Below are 21165 nucleotides of genomic sequence, written 5' to 3' on the forward strand. Positions count from 1 at the left end.
TAATTTGATGTTTACATTTTACATTTAATAAAGAAAATATTCATCTGAAAATATATTTGTCACTAAAAAGTTAAATACTACTGTTTCGGTAGTCTTTATCATAACTTTTCTATCTTTGCCGCAAATAATTATTTAAAATATAAAAGCGTATGCAAAGAAAGCTCTACCTAATCTTAACTTCCCTCATTTTAATCTCAATAAGTTTAAAGGCTCAAACCATAAAGGGTATTGTAAGCGATTCTTCGCGAACCATAATTGGTGCCACAATAACGGTTACTGGCCAAGGCCTAAAATCTGCAACAAATGCTCAAGGTGCTTATCAAATTAAACTTAATACTGCCGGAACATTTACCGTTTCAGCAAGTTATTTGGGCTTTCAAACGCAACAAAAACAGCTTACTGTTGCTGCGGGAGCCACGGAAGAATTAAATTTTACACTTGTAGAAAATAAGAACGATCTGGATGGGGTTGTTGTAATTGGTTCGAGAAGTGCACCGCGTTCGCAATTGGAAACCGCTGTACCTGTTGATTTGGTTGATGTTAAAAAATTAGCACAAAATTCTCCGCAGGTATCATTAAGTCAGATTTTGAACTATGTTGCACCATCATTTACATCAAATGTTGCCAACTTAACCGATGGTACCGATCATATCGACCCGGCATCTTTAAGGGGTTTAGGTCCAGACCAGGTTTTGATTTTGATTAACGGAAAACGTCGTCACACTACTTCATTAATTAATATCAATGGCAGCTTGGGTAAAGGTTCTGTTGGAACAGATTTAAATGCAATACCAACTGCGGCTATAAAAAGGATTGAAGTTTTACGCGATGGTGCTGCTGCTCAATATGGTTCAGATGCTATTGCTGGTGTAATTAACATCATTTTAAATGAAGATGTTAACAAACTTTCGGCAAGCATTACTGGCGGAGGTTTTGCTGGAAAGCATTCTGATGGTTTAGACGGAGAAACCGCTCAGGCTAATGTAAATTACGGTGTTAAATTAAATGATAAAGGTGGGTTTTTAAATCTTACCGGTTCATTCGATTATCGTGATTTTGCATCTCGTACAACACCATATCGCGGGGTAATTTATACCGATTATAATAACCCTACTTTGTATTCAACACCAACGGGTCTTGATATTACGAATGCAGAGTTGGCAAGAAGAGGGCAAAGTAGGGCAGATTTTGTTCCAAACATTGGACAAAGTAAAAATCGTGGTGGTGCATTATTTTTAAATGCAGTTGTTCCGGTTGCAGATAATGCAGAAATTTATGCATTTGGAGGTTTAAACTCTAGAAATGGTACATCAACCGCATTTTATAGAACACCCAGACAACTTACGCAAACTAACGCTACCATTTATCCAAATGGGTTTTTACCACAAATTGTTACCGATAATGGCGACCAATCTCTAGCAATAGGTATTCGTGGTTCATTGGGCGAGTGGAAAGCTGATTTTAGCAATACTTATGGTAGAAATCAAATTAATTTTACAACAGCAAATACTTTAAATGCATCAATGCTTACGGCTTCGCCAACATCTTTTGATGCAGGAGGTTATGATTTTGTACAGAACAACCAATCTAGATTTTACAAGGTTCTTTAAAAATACTTTAAGTGGAATTAACGTTGCGTTTGGTGCCGAACATCGCTACGAAAACTATAAAATTATAGCTGGCGAAGAAGCTTCTTATGCAAATTATGGTAACGCAATAAATGTAGGTACCACCGCAAATCCCGTTTTAATACCTGATTTTAAAGGGAATCTATCAACCCGCTTTGCTGCTAACGGTGCTGCCTTAACTGGTGGTGCACAAGGTTTCCCTGGTTTTAGTGCAGATAATGCAATCAATGTTAACCGTTCGTCTGTTGCAGCTTATGGCGATGTTGAGGTTAATTTTACTGAGAAATTTTTGGTAGATGGAGCTGTTCGTTTTGAGAATTACTCTGATTTTGGTTCGACGTTAAATTTTAAAGTTGCGGGTCGCTATAAATTTTCAGATAAATTTTTGCTTCGTGCTGCAGTTAGCAGTGGGTTCAGAGCACCATCTTTGCAACAACGCTACTTTAACGCAACATCAACCGTGTTTATTGATGGTGCTTTTGTAGAATCAGGAACGTTTGCAAACGATAGTCGCGTAGCACAATTATTGGGCATTCCGAATTTAAAAGAAGAAACATCAAACAGTTATAGTGCGGGCTTTACCTCTAACTTAGGTAAAGTTAAGATTACGGTAGATGGATACTTAATCCGTATTGATAATCGCGTAATTTACACTGGTGGATTTACTGGTAGCAATGCTGCAACTGCTTCGGCTCAGGATAGGGAAATTTACACCATTTTACGCCAAGCCAATGCCAGTACAGCACGCTTTTTTGCTAACGCCGTAAATACAGAAACTAAAGGTATTGATGCCGTAATTTCTTATTCTACAGGCTTAGGCAAAGGAACTTTAAGAACAGACTTAGCTGGAACAATTTCTAAAACAACACTCGTAGGCGGAATCAATACTTCTCCACTTCTAGCTGGTAAAGAAAGTATTTATTTAGATGAAGCAAGTGTTATTCTATTAACCAAAGTTGTACCTCGATTAAAAGGAAACCTTACTTTTGATTATACCTTGGATAAATTTAACGTGTTTTTGCGTAATGTTTATTTTGGTAAGGTATCGCAACCAACAAACGTTATTGCTAACAGACAAGAATTGCCTGGTAGAGTAATTACCGATTTGGGTTTAGGCTACAATTTAACTAAAAACCTAAAATTAACGGTTGGCGCAAACAATATTTTTGATGTTTATCCTGCAGAACTTTTGGTAGGTAGTCAAGGTACATCTGGTCAGTTATACCCGAATCAAGCACCACAATTTGGTTTCTTAGGTCGTTATGTGTTCACTAGAATTAATGTTAATTTTTAAGTTTAACATTTTACATTAATAAAGAATCTTATCAGTCAGATTGAGCTTGTTGAAATGCCCTAAAAGGCTTTTTACAAGCTCTGTCTGGCTTTTTTTATGTAGGTTACAATCTTTACAGATTGCTTTCTATCGCACCAACTTTCTCCCGATACAAATCAATAGGGGAATCTAAAAGGACAGCGATTATGGTCAATTGTTTATCAAGCTTATCTTCGGGAATTGGAATGTAAACTATTCCTGGAATTTTGCTCCAATATAGTTTGTTATATATTTCATGCGAAAGCATCGTTCCTTCGCCAACAACTCTTATCCTGCTAATGTTATTTTTTAATCCTTTTATGGCAATTGGTCCGGTTGGTTTTCCTTCAACAAAAAGATAAAGTGTTTGTTTATCTGCCGATAAAACTGTTTTACCCTGATAATGTCCTGCAGGAATTCCGGCTGTAGTTTTATACAAAGCTTCTGCATTTTTAACTACCCAATTCTTAATGTTTTCGTTATTCTTTGTTACTCCAGATTTGAAGCCTAAGCCATCAGCAGTTAAATTTGTATTTTGAAATATATTTATTCCATTATTTAAATCTGTAGCTAGCTTTTTAAGATTGATATTAGTTAAATCTTCCTTAGATGAGAACAAGTTTTCCATAGAAATCGATTTCAATTTATCATCAGCTAATATTATGGATTCATTAAGTGAAACTTTTAATACGGTAACATCCTTATCGAAATCGCTCTCATTTGCATATAACAAATAATTAGTTTCATTAAGCTTAACAACTTTTACAGGCGCTTTATTACCAACGATTTCAACCTTATTAATTTTTGATTTTATCCCTGATAGGAGCAATCCATTAGTAGTTTTATAATCTACATAAAGATAAAGCACATCATTATTTTTAGAAAGTGAGGTTTTACCAACAAAATGTGAAGCCGGAATGCCAGCTTGCGTGCCATAAATTGCTTCGCTATGTTTTTTAGTCCAACGGCCTAAATCCTTTAAAATTTTAACCTGTTCAGTGGCAATAGTTCCATCTGCTTTCGGACCAATATCTAGTAGTAAATTACCGCCCATGCTAATGCAATCAACCAATGTACGGATAATCATACTTGATGATTTGTAATGATTATCATACGGTTGATAACCCCAGGAATCGTTCATGGTATAGCAAAGCTCCCAATATTTCGAATCGGGTTTAACAACAGGTACACCTTGTTCTGGTGTTTCATAATCGCCATGCTCATCCAGTCTCGAATTGATAATGATGTTAAGGTTATCGCCTTTTAATATGCTTCGAACTTTATCGGTTTCCCATTCTTTAGGTGTGTGTTCCCAATCGCCATCAAACCAAACCAAATCAGGTTTATACTGTGTAGATAGTTCTTTTAGTTGAGTTTGGTAATAGTTTACAAAGTTATTCCACCGTTTTGGTTCGGTTATAAAATCATAGCGTTTTCTTTCACGAGTGAAAATATCATAATCAGGATAACTCCAATCGGGCAGGGAAAAATACAAACCAGTTTTCAAACCCGCATTTTTTAAATTGGCTATAAAGGGAGTTATCAAATCTTTTTTTGATGCACTGTTTGATAGGGTAGTAGTTGCTTTGGGCGCTTTTGTATCCCAAAGGGAAATCCCATCATGATGTTTAGTAGTAATCACCGCGTATTTTGCGCCACTTTCTTTTATCAGATTTACCCATTCTTGAGGATTATATTTTGAAGCATTAAATCCTTTAAGTTGTTTCATGTACGCATCGTGGTCGATGTAGTTATTGTAAAATGCCCACGATTCGGAAATCCCATTAACAGAATATATGCCCCAATGAATGAATATACCAAGTTTTGCATCAGCAAACCATTGCATTTTTTCATTCGGTGTAGGTGCTTTTTGAGCGAAAATATTTATGCTTTGGGTAAGTATTAAAAAGGATAAAAGAGGTTTTAAAATCCGCATGATTAGTTAGTAATATGAAGGATTAAATATAACCTTTTAAGATTTTTTAGCAAGAAGAATTATGACATAATACCGATTTAAGAAGCCAAAATTTAGTTCTTATATTATTAAAAATTGGCATTTCTGTTGTACATTTCTTAAAGCAATGTTGCAAGTACTACAGTGGAATTTGGTTTGAACTAAAACTATTTAATAACAAACTCCTTAAAAATTTTTCGCACAAAAAAGCCGTTCCGATTTATCGGAACGGCTGTAAAATATTTGGTTTAATAATTTACCATTTCTTTTTACGGTCGCCACCTTCACGGTTTCCGCCTTCACGACTTCCACCTTCTCTACGTGGGCTACCACCAGTGTTTCCACCTTTATCTTCGCGACTACGGCCTGAGAAATCTCTAAAACCGCCAGCACTACTTCCACCTTCACGACTTCCGCCTTCTCTGCGTCCGCTTCCGCCAGAACTTCTTCTGTCGCCGCCGCCGCTACCACCACGGTAACCACCGCCACCGCCGCTTCTGCGTTCTCCACCAAATCCACCACTACGTCTTTCTCCGCCGCCACTGCGTCTTTCGCCAGCGCCTTCACCGCGACCACCATCTCCGCTTTTTTCAATGCGAACCTGGCGACCATTAAACTCAACAGCTTTAAAGCCTTCGAAAACTTTATCAGCCACATCGTCTTCTACTTCAAAGAAAGAGAAAACACCTTTTAAATCTATTTTACCAACGCTTTTGCCTGCTATTTTACCATTGTTACAGATAAAAGATAACATATCGCCACGTGTAAATTCATCTACCGAGCCTAAGTTAATGAACAAACGAGTGTAACCTTCGCTACCACGTCCGCGTCCACCTCTTTCGCCACGTTCACCTCTTTCACCACGGTCATCGCCAACAGCTGCATTTAAATCAGGTGCTTTTGCATAATAATCTAAGAAACGGTTAAACTCTAACGATGCGAAACGTTTGATAACATCTTCTTTAGATAAATCTTTAAATTCATCCATTATACGAGGAATGTATTGATCAATTTGCTCTACATTAACTTCTACATTATGTACTTTATGTACCAATGAGAACAATTGTTTTTCGCAAACATCAAATCCTGTTGGCAATTCTGCTTTGGTAAATTGTTTACCAATAATACGCTCCAGCTGACGGATTTTTCCAACTTCTTTAGAGTTGATGATACAAATTGAGATACCTGTTTTACCAGCACGACCAGTACGGCCAGAACGGTGGGTATAACTTTCAATTTCATCAGGCAATGAGTAGTTGATTACGTGAGTAACACCGCTAACATCAATACCACGAGCAGCAACATCTGTAGCAATCAACAATTGCATGTTACGCTCACGGAAACGTTGCATTACTTTATCACGTTGTTGTTGTGATAAATCGCCATGTAAAGCATCAGCGTTGTAACCATCTTTAATTAAGTGCTCGGCAACATCTTGTGTATCCAATTTGGTTTTACAAAATACTACTGCAAAAATTTCAGGGTTAAAATCTACAATACGTTTTAAGGCAGCATATTTATCGCGGGCACGAACAATATAATATTCGTGTTCGATGTTTACATTACCAGTGTTTTTTGTGCCCATAGTTAATTCTACAGGGTTATCCATATAGTTTTTAGCTATACGGCGAACTTCTGCAGGCATTGTTGCCGAGAATAACCAGGTTTTTTTGTCATCAGGAGTAGTTGATAAAATGTCGTTAATGTCATCCTGGAAACCCATGTTTAACATTTCGTCAGCTTCATCAAGCACAACATATTTAACAGAAGAAAAATCAATTGCCTTACGGCCAATGATATCCAACATACGGCCGGGCGTGGCCACTACAATTTGTACGCCTTGGCGTATTTCGCGTAGTTGTTGCATAATGTTAGCGCCACCGTAAACGGCAACAACATGAGCATTAGCAACGTTTTTAGAAAAGTTTTTAAGGTCGTTAGCGATTTGTAAACATAACTCACGTGTTGGGCATAAAATTAATGCCTGTGGTTTATTAAGTTTAAAATCGATTAGTTCTAACAGCGGCAAACCAAATGCGGCTGTTTTTCCTGTTCCTGTTTGGGCCAAACCAACGAAATCATTAGTGCCTTCTAACAGTACAGGAATACTTTGCTCCTGAATAGGCGTTGGAGTTTCAAATCCAAGGTCCTTTACGGCATTAACGACGTCATCACTTATCCCCAATAATTGAAATGGGTTTGTCATTCGTCTTTTATTTATTTAAGCCGCAAAGGTAAGGTTAATATTCCGCATTTTACTGATGGTTAGGTAAATAGTTTTTTATGCGAAATAATTGATTTTTAACGAGTTGAAGATTTGATTTTTATTTGTTCGACCAGATTTCACCTTTCCAGCCAGTTTTGATAGATTTTGCCTTCGAAAAATAAGAGTTTTTAAATTTACTGCCTTTAAAAAATTCATTTAATTGAGTTGTCAAAAAATCAAATACTTGGGCTTTCGTTAACCCCTTGTAGTCATTTAAAGGTACTGAAAAGTACATCTCGGAGGGCTCAAATTCAATTTTAACTCTTTGATAGTTTTTTGATACGTCGTAAGTATTTATACCAGTTAAGCAAAGCGTGTAATTATTCTCTCCTTCGAAAACATCAAAATTATATTCAGAGATTGCTTTTTTTGGCATATAATTTTCAAGGATAAACGTTAGCCATTCATTCACTGATTTAAAACGTGAAACAAAATTTGGAGGTGGTGGTTCAACACCATCTTCCTCTATAGTAAAAGAGTCATGTATCACCTCGTTTTGTTTAATATCCACATTTTTTTTTCTAGTACATGCCGTCAATTGTACGATTGATAGCATTAAAAGAATAAGAATGAAGTTTTTGTATTCGACCATTGAAGTTTATAGGATAATCATTTTTCAGATTAAACCCAGATACCTAAATATAAAAAAAAATCCCCAGGAAAAAGGAAACCTGTTTAACAATATCTAACTACATTTTGCACTTGCTTAATATAGGTTCACATTCTTCTTTACAACAGGCATAAAATTGAGCATGTTTCCAGAAATCAGACTTTCGTGATTGTTCCCGCCAAAATTTAACATAGAACGTTACTATGATGAATTCTATTTTCTCTTTGGTTTAGTATATATGAGAAAAGTTTTTCAGAATTTATTTACCTCAATCTTTCTGCAGAGCGAATTAATTTTTCATCCTTATTAATACCAACTATAGCCAAAACACAAAATAAAATCGAAACTGCTGGTAAATATGCTCCAAAATCAAAATGTGCACCATCAATTCCTCCAGGAAGTTTTTGAGCAAAAATACTGCACCAAAAAGCAAATGCACCAATAGCGATAATTGAAAATACGGCAATGCGCTTTTGCAAGGTTCTTTTTCTGAAGTTAAAAATGTTTACAAAACAAAGAAGTGCTACTACTATGTTGGTTATTAATAAAGGTGTGAATTGTTCTTTCAATAAACCCGGACCAGGTTTGCCAACCACATCCTGATATAAGCCAACAGTATGTATAGAAGTTTCTACGGTTTTATTCTCTTTGGTTAAAACCGGTAAAAATAACATTAGAACCAAAACGATTGCAGCTAAAAACAGCCAGATAGATTGTACTCTTTGTATCATGATAAATAATATGATTTTGGCAAATTTAGATTTTTTATTTGGAGGATAAAAGAACATGCATTAATCTTTGTTCTTTAATCATTGCTCCTTAATATTTACACTTTGTTCCTTAATCTCGAAAACGTATTTTTGCATCGCTTTGAGTAAAAAAAGGTATTTCATAAAAATTGCATACGATGGTAGCTTATATCATGGCTGGCAAACTCAACCGAACGCAATTACCATTCAGGAGTTGTTGGATAAAGCTATGTCGATTTATTTTAGACAACCAATTGAAACTTTAGGCTGTGGCAGAACAGATTCTGGCGTACACGCAACAGCATTTTACGCTCATTTCGATGTAGAAAATATTCCAGAAGAAAAGGTTTTGGCTGCAGTTGCTGGCATAAATGCTATATTGCCTCATCAAATTGCTGCATATCAAATTATTCCGGTAGCAGATGATGCTCATGCCAGATTTGATGCAACCGCAAGGGCTTATAAATATTACATTCATTTCAAAAAAGACCCTTTTAAACTCAATCGCTCATGGTTGGTTAAAGATAAATTGGATGTAAATTTGATGAATCAAGCTGCAAAGGAACTATTAAATTATACTGATTTTTCATGTTTTAGCAAGTCAAATACGCAAACTTTTACCAATAACTGTAAAATTGTAAAAGCTGATTTTGAACAATTAAGTGATGGCTTGGTTTTCACAATCGAAGCTGACAGGTTTTTAAGAAATATGGTTAGAGCAATAGTTGGCACTTTGGTAGAAATTGGTAAAGGCGAAATAAACTTAGAAGATTTTAAGACAATTATAGAAAGTAAAAACCGAAGCAATGCAGGGCAATCTGTACCAGCTTGTGGATTGTATTTAGTTAAAGTAGAATATGATTATATAGATAATTTTTAAATGTTACCAGATATCAGTTGTCAGTTACCAACCTGGATTCAAAAAAAGATTTTAATCAATTAAACCTTTAACCGACACAACTTCTAAACAGACAACAGACAACAGACAACAGACAACAGACAAAAATGGCTATAACAGGCGAAGTATATAACACAGGATTGCTGAGACGTATTTTTAAATATGTAAAGCCTTACCGTGTCATATTTATTTGGTCGGTAGTGTTAACGGTATTGCTAGCAGCAATTTCTCCAATTCGGCCATTTTTAATAGGTTACACGCTAGATAAATTTATTTTAAACGGCGATTATAGTGGTTTAGAACGGATGACATTCATCCTTATTTTTATTCTCTTGCTTCAAACCATTTGCCAGTACAGCCAAACTTTAGCTACCAATACTTTAGGTCAGTCGGTTATTAGAGATTTGCGAATTTCGGTATTTAACCACATCACCAAACTTAAATTAAAGTATTTCGATAAAACACCCATTGGTCAATTAATTACTAGAACCGTATCTGATTTAGAAACCATTGCCGATATTTTTTCTGAAGGATTAATTTCTATGATTGGCGATTCGCTGCAAGTGGTTGTAATTGTTGGGTGGATGCTTTATATAGATTGGGAATTAACCATAGTGGTTTTACTGCCTATTCCATTGTTAATAATTGCAACCAGGAAATTTCAAAAAGCTATTAAGGTATCTTTTCAGGAAATTAGAATGGAAGTTTCCAACCTTAATACTTTTCTACAAGAGCATATTACTGGTGTTTCCATTGTTCAATATTTTGCAAGAGAAGAGCAGGAGTTTAAAAAATTTAAAACCATAAACAAAAGGTATCGCGATGCGAACATTCGCTCAAATTGGTACTATTCGATATTTTTTCCTGTGGTAGAATTAATTTCGGCTATGTCTCTGGGCTTGCTGATTTGGTATGGCTCCAAGAGTATTTTGCAAAAACCGCTTGATGTATCTCCGGGAACCATTACAAACTTTATCATGTATTTGGGCATGGTTTACACGCCAATACGCCAGCTTGCTGATAAATTTAATACCCTACAAATGGGTATGGTTGGTGCAGAGCGTGTATTCAAAGTTTTAGATACCGATGAAAGAACACCCGATTCGGGAACAATTGAGCCAAAAAAACTCGAAGGCAACATCGAATTTAAAAATGTTTGGTTTGCATATAATGATGAAAATTTTGTGCTTAAAGATTTATCATTTAGCGTTAAAGTGGGGGAAACCGTGGCTTTGGTTGGAGCAACTGGAGCAGGTAAATCATCAACAATAAATATTCTTAATCGCTTTTACGAGGTTCAAAAGGGAGAAATTACAGTTGATGGAATTGATATTCATAACTTTAAACTCGATTATTTACGAAGCCATATTGCAACGGTCCTTCAGGATGTTTTTTTGTTTTCTGATACGATTTTAAATAACATCACATTAAACAACCCTGAAATTAAAATTGAAGAGGTGATAGATGCCGCTAAAAAAGTAGGTGCTCACGATTTTATTGAGCGACTTCCTGGAGGCTATCAATATAATGTGATGGAAAGAGGAGCAACGCTTTCTGCCGGACAAGCACAACTCATCTCATTTATCAGGGCTTTGGTTCATAATCCTGCAATTTTGGTGTTGGATGAAGCCACATCATCAGTTGATACCGAAACGGAATTACTCATTCAGAAAGCAATAGATAATTTAATGGACGGCCGGACCTCTATCGTTATTGCGCATCGGTTATCTACCATCCAAAAGGCCGACCAGATTATTGTTTTAGATAAAGGTGAAATCAAAGAAAAAGGTACACACCAACAATTGTTAAAACTGAACGGTTATTACAAAAGATTATACGATTTGCAGTTTTCGTCATCTGGAATAGCAAAAGTATAGCTACAATTATCCGCAAGAATTTCTTAATTTACCATCTTCTTAAACTCAATACGAAGATGAAGTCTTTTAAACTATTTGCAATCCTATTTTTCTCATTATTAACACTTAATATTTCTGCTCAACAGAAAAAATATGTAATGGTTATCCACGGTGGCGCCGGAACCATCCTGAAAAAAAATATGACGCCCGAAAAAGAAGCTGCTTATATTGCCGTTTTAACACAGGCATTAAAGGCAGGTTATGCCCAAATTCAATCAGGTAAAAGTAGTCTTGACGCCGTTGAAGCAACCATTCATGTATTAGAAAACGATCCTCATTTTAATGCAGGCAAAGGCGCAGTTTTTACCCATGATGGTAAGAATGAGTTAGATGCGGCAATTATGGATGGAAAGACATTAATGGCTGGTTCGGTTGCTGGTGTTACTACAGTTAAAAACCCAATCTCGGCTGCCAGAGCTGTGATGGAAAAATCGGAGCATGTAATGATGGTTGGCGCAGGGGCAGATCTCTTTGCAAAAGATGCTGGTTTAGAAATTGTAGATCCGAAATACTTTTGGACTAAAGAACGTTGGGACGGTTTGCAACAGGCTATAAAAGAAGACTCTACCAAAGCTGTTTTAGACCATGGAAACAAAAAATCAGAGTTATTAGGAAGTAAAAATCATGATTATAAATTTGGTACCGTAGGTTGTGTTGCGCTAGATAAGGCAGGTAATTTAGCTGCAGGAACATCTACAGGGGGCATGACAAACAAAAAATATGGTCGCGTTGGCGATGCGCCAATCATTGGTTCAGGAACGTATTGCAACAATGAAACCGCAGGCGTATCTTGTACAGGTTGGGGTGAGTTTTATATTCGTAATGTGGTAGCTAAAACCATTTCTGATTTAATGGAATATAAAGGCTTATCAGTTACCGAAGCATCAAAAATTGCATTAGATAAAGTAGGCAAAATGGGTGGTGACGGTGGTTTAATCGCGTTGGATAAGAAGGGCAATATTGCTATGCCTTTTAATACAGAAGGAATGTATCGTGGCGCCATTACAGCCGATGGTAAAATAGAAGTAAGCATTTATAAATAATGAGAAAAAAAGTCCTATTTCTTGTGCTGTTAGCTTTTTCTCTCAGCACCTATGCTCAAAACAAAGGTAATCTGTTTATAATTGGAGGTGGAAATCGTTCTGATGATTTGATGAGGCAAATGCTACAAACCGCTAATTTAAAATCAAACGATTACATCGTTGTTCTGCCAATGGCAAGCACAATACCTGATTCTGGTTTTAAAAGCTTTTCATCTCAAATGAATAAAATTGATAGCCACGTAGTTAAAAACTTCAATTTTAGCAAACACGATGTTAACGATAAAAATTGGATTGATTCTTTATCAGCAGCAAAATTAATATACATTTTGGGTGGCGACCAAAGTCGTTTTATGAAGTCGGTTTTGAAAACGCCAGTTTATGATGCGATTCATAAAGCGTATAAAAATGGCTCTACCATTGCCGGCACAAGTGCAGGCGCAGCTGTTATGAGTAAATATATGATTACTGGCAAGCAACTTTTAGATACCGTTTATAAAGAAACCTTTAATAAACTATGGGATAAGAATATTCAATTTGAAGAAGGCATAGGTTTGCTACAAAACACCATAATTGATCAACACTTCTTAAAACGAAACCGATACAATCGATTAATATCTGCCTTGGCAGCACATCCAAAAATGATTTGTATTGGTATTGATGAAAGTACGGCTATAATAGTGCATGCGAATAAAGCTACGGTGGCCGGTGATAGCCAGGTGATTAGATTAGCAAAACCAATAGCATTAAAGAAAACTGAAAAAGGGCTATTGAAATTTAACCAAGCGGATTTTGGAATTTTTACCGCAGGTGATGTAATTGATATCTTACCTTAATTCATTTTTTCAACACAAAAAATAATTCTATATTTCATTTCCCAAATCCATAAAATGAAATCCATCTTTTCCAATTTAACATTTCAGGTTTTAGTTGCCATAACAATAGGTATCCTGGTGGGAGCATATTTTCCGGAGTTTGCACCAACCGCGAAGCTTATTAGCCAGGGTTTTATTAACCTGATTAGTATGTTAATTGCCCCAATTATTTTTTTTACCATTGTTTTGGGTATTGCACATATGGGCGATATGAAAAAGGTTGGACGCGTTGGTGGGAAAGCACTATTGTATTTCGAAATTGTAAGTACAGTTGCCATTGCAATTGGTTTACTGGTTGCCAACATTCTAAAGCCCGGTGCTGGTATGGTTGCTAAGGCAGGTGATGCAACAAAAATCGCAGGTTATGCAGAACAAGCCAAGGACATGAACTGGGCTGAGTTTTTTCTTCATATTATCCCACATAATGTATTTGCAGCTTTTGCAGAAGGAAATATTTTACAGGTTTTGCTATTTGCTATTCTTTTTGGTTATGGCTTAAATAAATTAGGTAGCGATGGAACTTCTGTTTTAAACGCTTTTGATAAAATTTCGAAAGTGTTGTTCAAAATAATGAAGTTGATAATGCGGTTGGCGCCAATTGGAGCATTTGGTGGTATGGCTTTTAGCATTGGTAAACATGGTTTGCAAAGTATAATCGGCATGGCTAAGCTTATGGGTTCTGTATATCTGACCTGTATTTTATTTATTTTTATAGTGCTAAATGGTATCTGCCGGTATTATAAGTTTAGCCTATGGCAATACTTAAAGTTTATTCGCCAAGAAATTTTAATTGTATTAGGAACATCTTCATCAGAATCTGCACTTCCAAGCATGATGCAAAAAATGGAGGATATTGGTTGCGACAAATCGGTGGTGGGCTTGGTTATCCCGACAGGTTATTCCTTTAATTTAGATGGTACTGCAATTTACCTTGCAATGGCTGTAATTTTTCTTTGTCAGGTTTTCAATGTCGATTTATCAATAGGGCAACAGCTTACTGTACTCGGCGTATTAATGGTTACTTCGAAGGGTGCTGCGGGTGTTACGGGTAGTGGTTTCATTGTTTTAGTTTCTACGTTAACCGCATTAAAAATAATGCCTATAGAACACATTTCTATCTTAATAGGAGTAGATCGTTTTATGAGCGAAGCAAGAGCAATTACAAATGTTATCGGTAATGGTGTAGCTACTATCGTTATTGCAAAAAGCGAAAATCAATTTGATGAAGCAAAGTATCACAAAGCCATACAGCCAGTGGCAATAGAAAGGGGAGAAGAGGATTAATTAGTTTTTAATTGTAAAAATATAATCAGTATTTAAGTACACAGTTTCAAATTGGGAAACATAACCTAGAAAAATAAATATCGAATTAGAAAATATACTTAAAGACAAAATAACCTTAAATAAGAAAAGGAGACCTTATCCAAGCGTCTCCTTTTTTTCTAACCAAATATAAACCTGTTATGAGCCAGGCTTTGTCTTTAATTTTCTATCAATGCTTAATGCGTTTCAAGAAAATGATTTATCTTTTTTAATTGAATAAACTACTTCTGTTTATTACTCTACAAATATAGTAAAAATTTTCTTAGTGTAAAAAATACACTAACAATTTTTTAAGTATTTATTTTGTCATTTTTTATTTACAATTCCTTTTTTAAGAAGTTTCGCTAATAATTATGATTGTATTGCAAATATAGGTCCAAAATGCGTTAATTTATTGTTAAATATTATCATTTGATGGTATGATATGTACAAATCCATAAAAAATTAGCTTATTATCATAGAATATTAAAAATAACCATAATAAAATTTAACTATTTAAAGATTACAACGGAGAAACTGGATTATTATTTAAAATTAAATGTTAATGTATGTTAAATTAATAACATCATTTATAGGTAAAAATGTTATTCAAATAAAAAGGCTCCAAATTGGAGCCTTTTTAAATATTATTTACTTTGATTAATTATTATAAGCTTGCGTAATATTCTACAAATTTAGCAAGTGCAGATGAATATCCCCATTCGTTATCGTACCAAGATACAACCTTAACAAAATTATCGTTTAATGAGATACCTGCTTTCGCATCGAAAATAGAAGCGTGGTCATCACCGATAAAATCAGAAGAAACAACTTCATCTTCAGTATAAGCTAGCACACCTTTTAATTCACCTTCAGATGCAGCTTTCATAGCAGCTTTAATTTCTTCGTAAGTTGCTGGTTTTTCTAAACGAACCGTTAAATCTACAACAGAAACATCGGCAACCGGAACGCGGAAAGACATACCTGTTAATTTTCCTTTCAATTCTGGTAATACCATTCCTACTGCTTTTGCAGCTCCTGTAGATGAAGGGATAATGTTAGAGAAACCACCACGGCCACCTCTCCAATCTTTAGCGGATGGACCATCAACAGTTTTTTGTGTTGCAGTTACTGCATGGATTGTACTCATTAAACCTTCTACAATACCAAAGTTATCATTTAAAACTTTAGCAATCGGTGCTAAACAGTTTGTTGTACAAGATGCATTAGAAACGATAGTTTGATCTGCAGTCAATTTATCATGGTTAACGCCCATAACATATGTAGGGATATCACCATCTTTTGCCGGAGCAGAGAAAACTACTTTCTTAGCACCTGCTGCAATGTGTTTTTCAGCATCAGCACGAGTTAAAAATAAACCAGTTGATTCGATTACAACTTCAACACCAACGTCACCCCATTTTAAATCAGCTGGGTTACGCTCTGCAGTTACACGAATTGTTTTACCATTTACAACTAAATTTCCATCAACAACCTCAATTGTTCCATCAAACTTGCCGTGAGTTGTATCATACTTTAACATATAAGCCATGTAATCTGGCTCAATTAAGTCATTTATTGCTACGATATCTAAACCTCTTTTTAAAGCAGCTCTGAAAACCAGTCTGCCAATACGGCCAAAGCCGTTTATTCCAATTTTGCTCATTGTTTTGTTAATTAATGTAATGTTTTAATAAATTAAGTATTGGTTCTTTAATAATGCTTTTAATTTTAATATCATACTTTTCTGCAGTATGTGCTAGTCTATCTTCAAATTCTGCGGCAACTGTACCAACAAAATGTAAATCTTCGTCTGGATATTTTTCAATCATTGGTAATATACAAGTTTGAAAATGTTTTTCAAACCCATCATCAACCATTCTAATAATGAAACCGTGTTTATTGTTTTGGATAAAAAAATCAAAAAAAGAACTTAAAAAAATGTTAGCCTGTGGCTTATTGTAAATTCTTTCAAATACTTGAGATCTATCCAGATTATAGGCTCCAATAAATTTGGTCTCTAACTCTTTTGGTAATTTTTTATTTAGGAAACTTTTTAAAAGCATTTTACCCAGATAATTTGCCGAGCCTTCATCACCTAAAATATATCCTAAACCAAAGTTGTTGGTCAACGGGTTTTTACCATCAAAATAAGCACAGTTTGAGCCGCTTCCCAACATTGCCACAATACCTGATTTATCATAGCATGCGGCTTTTGCAGCGCCAAATAAATCGTTTTCAACTACAACTTTGCTATACCTAAAAAATGATGACAAGGTTTTAGCCAGCTCATCTTTACGTTCTGTTGAGGAAGCACCAGCAGCAAAAAAGTATATTTTTTTTATGTTTTCGGCATTATTTACCAGCGTTACCTTTTTATTTAAAATTTGCAGAATGGTTTTTGCATCAACAAAACAAGGATTAATACCTGATGTATTGCAATGTGCCACAACAACGCCATTTTGTGTTAATTTCCAGAATGCCGTTCTCGAACCGCTATAAACAACTGCTACCATTATTTAAATAGATAAAACCTCTGTCATCTCCATTAAATCATCTTCTAATTTGAAAGAGTGATTTGATAAAGCGTCGTCTATACTCGTTAATTTTATCTCATTTCCTCGTAAGCCAACCATTTGTGCACTTTCGCCGGCAATTAATGCGTTTACTGCTGCGTAGCCTAATCTGCTTCCTAAAATACGATCGAAACTACTTGGACTACCACCTCTTTGCAGGTGACCTAAAATGGTAACTTTCGTATCATAATGATCAAAGGTTTCTTTAACCTTTTTTGCAATATCATAAGCGCCACCTTGTTTATGTCCTTCTGCAACAATAACAATGCTCGATGATTTTTTAGTTGCAGCTCCTAATGCTAATTTCTGAATTAAATCATCAACACTTGTTTCAACTTCTGGCAGTAAAACTGCTTCGGCTCCACTAGCAATAGAACTTCTAAGTGCAATACAGCCAGAATCTCTACCCATAACTTCGATAAAAAACAACCTGTCATGCGCATCAGCAGTATCTCTTATTTTATCAATGGCCTCTATCACTGTATTTATTGCGGTATCGTATCCTAAAGTAAAATCAGAACCGCTTAAATCATTATCAATTGTTCCTGGTATGCCGATAACTTTTACACCAAATGTTTCGCCGAAACGTTTTGCACCGGTAAAAGTTCCATCGCCGCCAATAACCACCAAGCCATCAATATCATTAGCTTTTAAATTCTCGTATGCTATGTTCTGCCCTTCATCTGTCTTAAATTCTAAACATCGGGCAGTTTTTAATATCGTTCCGCCCAAGTGTAAAATATTGCTTACAGAGCGGGCATCCATTGGTTTTATATTGTTGGTGATTAAACCTTGATAGCCTTGCATAACACCAAACATGTTGATGCCATGGTAAATTCCTGTACGAACAACCGCTCTAATCGCAGCATTCATGCCGGGAGCATCGCCTCCTGAAGTAAGTACAGCTATATTTTTAATATTTGGTTTCATCTTCGTAGTACGAATATAGTGTGTATTTTCTACACTAAGTAATTTATTTTATTTTTTTTACTTAATATTGAAAGTCATACCTTTAACGCTTAAATTAACTAAATTTTACATTGGAACAAATTTTACCTCATTTAGATTCCGTTTTCTCCATTGACTGTGTGCTGTTTGGTTTTGATGGTAAAGAATTAAAAATCTTACTTATCGAAAGAAATGAAGAACCCTTTAAAGATTGGTGGGCACTGCCTGGTAATATAGTTGGGTCTGACGAGAGCTTAGACCAATCTGCTGCACGAATTTTATACGAACTTACCGGACTTCGCGGCATCTATATGGAACAGTATTATGCTTTTGGCGATCCAGGCAGACATCCTCAAGGCAGAGTAATTACACTAGCATATTATGCTTTAATTCGTTTAGGTGGCGATAAAGATTTACGTCCTGTAAGTACATATGCTAAACAGGCTAATTGGCTTCCAATCACTGCCTTACCTAAATTAGCTTTCGACCATCAAAAAATATATGATAAAGGTTTAGAAAAAATTAAGCGCAGGATTAAACACCAGCCAATTGCATTTGAATTACTTCCAGAAAAATTTACCTTAACTCAATTACAACATGTTTACGAATTGGTTTTAGGTAAAAAACTCGACAAACGAAATTTTAGAAAGAAGATTGTAAGTTTTGGTGTTTTAAAAGAACTTGATGAGAAACAAAAAGGTGTTTCATACCGAGCAGCAACGCTTTATAGGTTTGATAAGAGAAAGTATGCCAAGCTTTTTGGTAAGGAAATATCTTTTTAAATCGAAAATATTAATTATCAGGTAATTAGTTTCAAATAAAGGTTTGTAGTTTGGTTTGAGACTTATACGCTAACATAAAATGCCCGTTTTGATATTCAAAACGGGCATTTTATGTATTACCTAATTTACTAATAACTAATTAACCAATGACTAATTCAACTATTTGTTTTTAGGCGATAATTCCATGTGGTAATGCACTAAATCATCTATCGGCGAACGGATAATTTTACCAACACCCATTTCATATCTATCTGCAACAATACTTAAAATATCGCGGAAACTGTAACCCACAGAACCCACACAATTTAATTTGTGGTCTTTATAGTTAGGATAGTGAATAACCAAAGCTTCGAAAAAGGCAGTAAATGCATAGTCGATTGTTTTGTACGTATAATCTTCGTAGCTATCTTTAAAATCGTATAAAAACTTACTAAAACTTGCGCAGAAACGGTTTGGCAATGGTTTGTTGTAAATGTTATCAAAAATATCTTCGTTAGTTAAAGCATAGTTATCATAGAAAGCTTCTCTTAAACCTTTCGGCATGTAACCTTTCATGTAATCGCCTAAAATACGTTTCCCAATGTAAGAACCGCTGCCTTCATCACCCAAAAAATAACCTAGCGAATCGATATTTAAAGTAATATCATTTCCATCATACAAACATGAATTGGTTCCTGTGCCCAAAATAGCTGCAAACCCGGGCTCGTTACCCAAAAGCGCTCGGCAAGAAGCTAATAAATCATGACCAACAAAAATTTCTGCATTGGTGAAAACTTGTTTCATCGCATCGGCAACAATTTTTTTGTTACTAGGGGTAGAGCAACCTGCACCATAGTAATAAACCGCTGTTAACTTTTCTCTTTCCAAGTGGTCTGGTAGAGTTTCGTTTAAGGACTGTACAATATATTCTCCTTTTGAAAAATACGGATTGTAACCTTCGGTATTAAAGTAAATTTTTCTGCCGGCCTCGTTAATCAAACACCAATTTGTTTTGGTTGATCCACCGTCTGCAATTACTATCATTTTCTATATTTTTGGTTTTAGCACGATAAAAGTATAAAAACTCTTATATTTTGTATCCTTTTTTTTAATAATTTTTTAACAATTTGTTGTTGTTTAAATATAAGTGTGTAAAAAATACACTATATAAGCGGTTTAATGCGCTCAAAACCTTAAAATTATACCATAAAAGATATTGGTCTTATTTTTAAAATGAGCAATATTTTATAAACTTATTAACGATGAACAATCAAATAATAGACTTTAGAAGCGATACAGTTACCAAACCAACAGCAGGAATGCTTGATGCAATGATGAATGCAAAAGTTGGCGATGATGTTTTTGGAGAAGACGAAACAGTACAAAACCTGGAAGCAAGGCTTGCAGGAATGTTTAATATGGAAGCCGGATTATTTTGTCCTTCTGGAACAATGACAAATCAAATTGGTATAAAGTGTTTTACGCAACCTATGGATGAAGTAATTTGCGACCAAATGGCGCATGTTTATCGGTACGAAATTGGTGGAATTGCATTTCATTCTGCTGCATCAGTACGATTATTACATGGCGAACGAGGAATTTTGACACCCGAATTAATTGAGCCAGAAATTAATGAAGATAACATTCATTACCCTAACTCTAGTTTAGTTGTTTTAGAAAATACCGTAAATAAAGGCGGAGGCAGTTGTTACAACATTTCACAAATCGCAGCCATCCATCATTTATGCAATATAAAAGGATTAAAACTGCATTTGGATGGAGCTAGGATATTTAATGCATTAACTGCTACCGGCGATAGCGCACATGAATACGGAAAATATTTTGATGGAATTTCAGTTTGTTTATCAAAAGGTTTGGGTGCTCCCGTAGGTTCTGTTTTATTGGGTAGTAAGGCAACTATTCACAAAGCTCGAAAGATTCGAAAAGCTTTTGGTGGTGGTATGAGGCAAGCGGGTTTTTTAGCCGCAGCCGGAATTTACGCATTGGATAATCACGTCAATCGTTTACAAGAAGATCATCAACATGCTAAAAGTCTTGCAGAAGCATTAGTGAAAACGAGTTATGTTAAATCGGTAATGCCTGTAGAAACTAACATTGTAATTTTTGAGGTGGAGCAAGGTTCGGCAGAGAAAGTGGTTCATCAGTTTAAAGCAAAAGGATTACTAAGCAACACAACCAGTTCTAGCACGGTAAGGTTGGTAACACATTTGGATATTAGCCCTTCAATGATTGACCAAGCAATAGAAATAATATTACATTTGCGTTAGGGTGGGTTGAGGATGAGGCCGAGATTGAGGTTTAAATTGAGC

17 protein-coding genes are annotated in these 21165 nt (G+C 35.4%); 9 read left to right on the forward strand and 8 right to left on the reverse strand.

The features are described from left to right. The first annotated feature begins 149 nt into the window (after positions 1–149). Both ACFOWA_RS09155 and ACFOWA_RS09160 read left to right on the forward strand, forming a co-directional pair. Positions 150–1610 (forward strand): TonB-dependent receptor, encoded by a 1461-nt coding sequence (locus tag ACFOWA_RS09155; protein ID WP_378984312.1) that lies wholly within the window; start codon positions 150–152, stop codon positions 1608–1610. Beyond that, positions 1564–2922, forward strand: a complete 1359-nt coding sequence (locus tag ACFOWA_RS09160) for a TonB-dependent receptor plug domain-containing protein (protein WP_378984315.1) — start codon at positions 1564–1566, stop codon at positions 2920–2922. The genes ACFOWA_RS09155 and ACFOWA_RS09160 overlap by 47 nt, the downstream gene beginning before the upstream one ends. 112 nt (positions 2923–3034) lie before the next feature. On the opposite strand, the gene ACFOWA_RS09165 is transcribed toward ACFOWA_RS09160, so the two are convergent. The 4 genes from ACFOWA_RS09165 to ACFOWA_RS09180 all read right to left on the reverse strand — a co-directional run bounded on the left by ACFOWA_RS09165 (position 3035) and on the right by ACFOWA_RS09180 (position 8501). Then, positions 3035–4876, reverse strand: coding sequence for an alpha-L-fucosidase (locus tag ACFOWA_RS09165; protein ID WP_378984318.1), 1842 nt, complete (start codon positions 4874–4876; stop codon positions 3035–3037). 274 nt (positions 4877–5150) lie between these two features. Continuing rightward, positions 5151–7100 carry a DEAD/DEAH box helicase gene (locus ACFOWA_RS09170; RefSeq protein ID WP_378984321.1) on the reverse strand — a complete coding sequence of 650 codons (1950 nt, stop codon included), beginning with the start codon at positions 7098–7100 and terminating at the stop codon, positions 5151–5153. A 118-nt stretch (positions 7101–7218) separates the two neighbouring features. Next, complete coding sequence (locus ACFOWA_RS09175; RefSeq protein WP_378984324.1) at positions 7219–7752, reverse strand: hypothetical protein; 534 nt, start codon at positions 7750–7752, stop codon at positions 7219–7221. 281 nt (positions 7753–8033) lie between these two features. Beyond that, on the reverse strand, positions 8034–8501 hold the full coding sequence (locus ACFOWA_RS09180; RefSeq protein ID WP_378984326.1) for a DUF4293 domain-containing protein: 468 nt from the start codon (positions 8499–8501) through the stop codon (positions 8034–8036). Positions 8502–8640: 139 nt separating this feature from the next. Between ACFOWA_RS09180 and truA the strand changes: the two genes are divergently transcribed. The 5 genes from truA (at position 8641) to ACFOWA_RS09205 (ending at position 14532) form a co-directional block, all read left to right on the forward strand. Next, positions 8641–9399, forward strand: coding sequence for a tRNA pseudouridine(38-40) synthase TruA (gene truA / locus ACFOWA_RS09185; protein WP_378984329.1), 759 nt, complete (start codon positions 8641–8643; stop codon positions 9397–9399). Positions 9400–9524: 125 nt separating this feature from the next. Continuing rightward, positions 9525–11294, forward strand: a complete 1770-nt coding sequence (locus ACFOWA_RS09190; RefSeq protein ID WP_378984332.1) for an ABC transporter ATP-binding protein — start codon at positions 9525–9527, stop codon at positions 11292–11294. 56 nt (positions 11295–11350) lie between these two features. Next, positions 11351–12376, forward strand: a complete 1026-nt coding sequence (locus tag ACFOWA_RS09195) for an isoaspartyl peptidase/L-asparaginase family protein (protein ID WP_378984334.1) — start codon at positions 11351–11353, stop codon at positions 12374–12376. Further along, positions 12376–13209, forward strand: a complete 834-nt coding sequence (locus tag ACFOWA_RS09200; protein WP_378984335.1) for a cyanophycinase — start codon at positions 12376–12378, stop codon at positions 13207–13209. The genes ACFOWA_RS09195 and ACFOWA_RS09200 overlap by 1 nt, the downstream gene beginning before the upstream one ends. Positions 13210–13263: 54 nt before the next feature. Then, positions 13264–14532 carry a dicarboxylate/amino acid:cation symporter gene (locus ACFOWA_RS09205; protein WP_378984337.1) on the forward strand — a complete coding sequence of 423 codons (1269 nt, stop codon included), beginning with the start codon at positions 13264–13266 and terminating at the stop codon, positions 14530–14532. A 685-nt stretch (positions 14533–15217) separates the two neighbouring features. Here the strand turns inward: ACFOWA_RS09205 and gap are convergent. The 3 genes from gap to pfkA are packed head-to-tail and all read right to left on the reverse strand — an operon-like array spanning position 15218 to position 18056. Continuing rightward, on the reverse strand, positions 15218–16216 hold the full coding sequence (gap, locus tag ACFOWA_RS09210) for a type I glyceraldehyde-3-phosphate dehydrogenase (protein WP_378984340.1): 999 nt from the start codon (positions 16214–16216) through the stop codon (positions 15218–15220). A 7-nt stretch (positions 16217–16223) separates the two neighbouring features. Continuing rightward, complete coding sequence (locus ACFOWA_RS09215) at positions 16224–17066, reverse strand: hypothetical protein (RefSeq protein WP_378984343.1); 843 nt, start codon at positions 17064–17066, stop codon at positions 16224–16226. A gap of 3 nt (positions 17067–17069) precedes the next feature. Continuing rightward, positions 17070–18056, reverse strand: a complete 987-nt coding sequence (gene pfkA, locus ACFOWA_RS09220; RefSeq protein WP_378984346.1) for a 6-phosphofructokinase — start codon at positions 18054–18056, stop codon at positions 17070–17072. 110 nt (positions 18057–18166) lie between these two features. Here pfkA and ACFOWA_RS09225 point away from each other — a divergent pair, with 110 nt between their 5' ends. After that, positions 18167–18856 carry an NUDIX hydrolase gene (locus ACFOWA_RS09225; protein ID WP_378984348.1) on the forward strand — a complete coding sequence of 230 codons (690 nt, stop codon included), beginning with the start codon at positions 18167–18169 and terminating at the stop codon, positions 18854–18856. Positions 18857–19015: 159 nt separating this feature from the next. Here the strand turns inward: ACFOWA_RS09225 and ACFOWA_RS09230 are convergent, their stop codons facing one another. Next, entirely contained in the window at positions 19016–19879 is an 864-nt protein-coding gene (locus ACFOWA_RS09230) for a BadF/BadG/BcrA/BcrD ATPase family protein (protein ID WP_378984350.1), read from the reverse strand. A gap of 218 nt (positions 19880–20097) precedes the next feature. On the opposite strand from ACFOWA_RS09230, the gene ACFOWA_RS09235 reads away from it, so the two are divergent. After that, complete coding sequence (locus tag ACFOWA_RS09235; RefSeq protein ID WP_378984352.1) at positions 20098–21123, forward strand: threonine aldolase family protein; 1026 nt, start codon at positions 20098–20100, stop codon at positions 21121–21123. The last annotated feature ends 42 nt before the right edge of the window (positions 21124–21165 follow it).

Source organism: Pedobacter lithocola (genome assembly GCF_042650845.1).
Classification (GTDB): Bacteria; Bacteroidota; Bacteroidia; order Sphingobacteriales; family Sphingobacteriaceae; genus Pedobacter; species Pedobacter lithocola.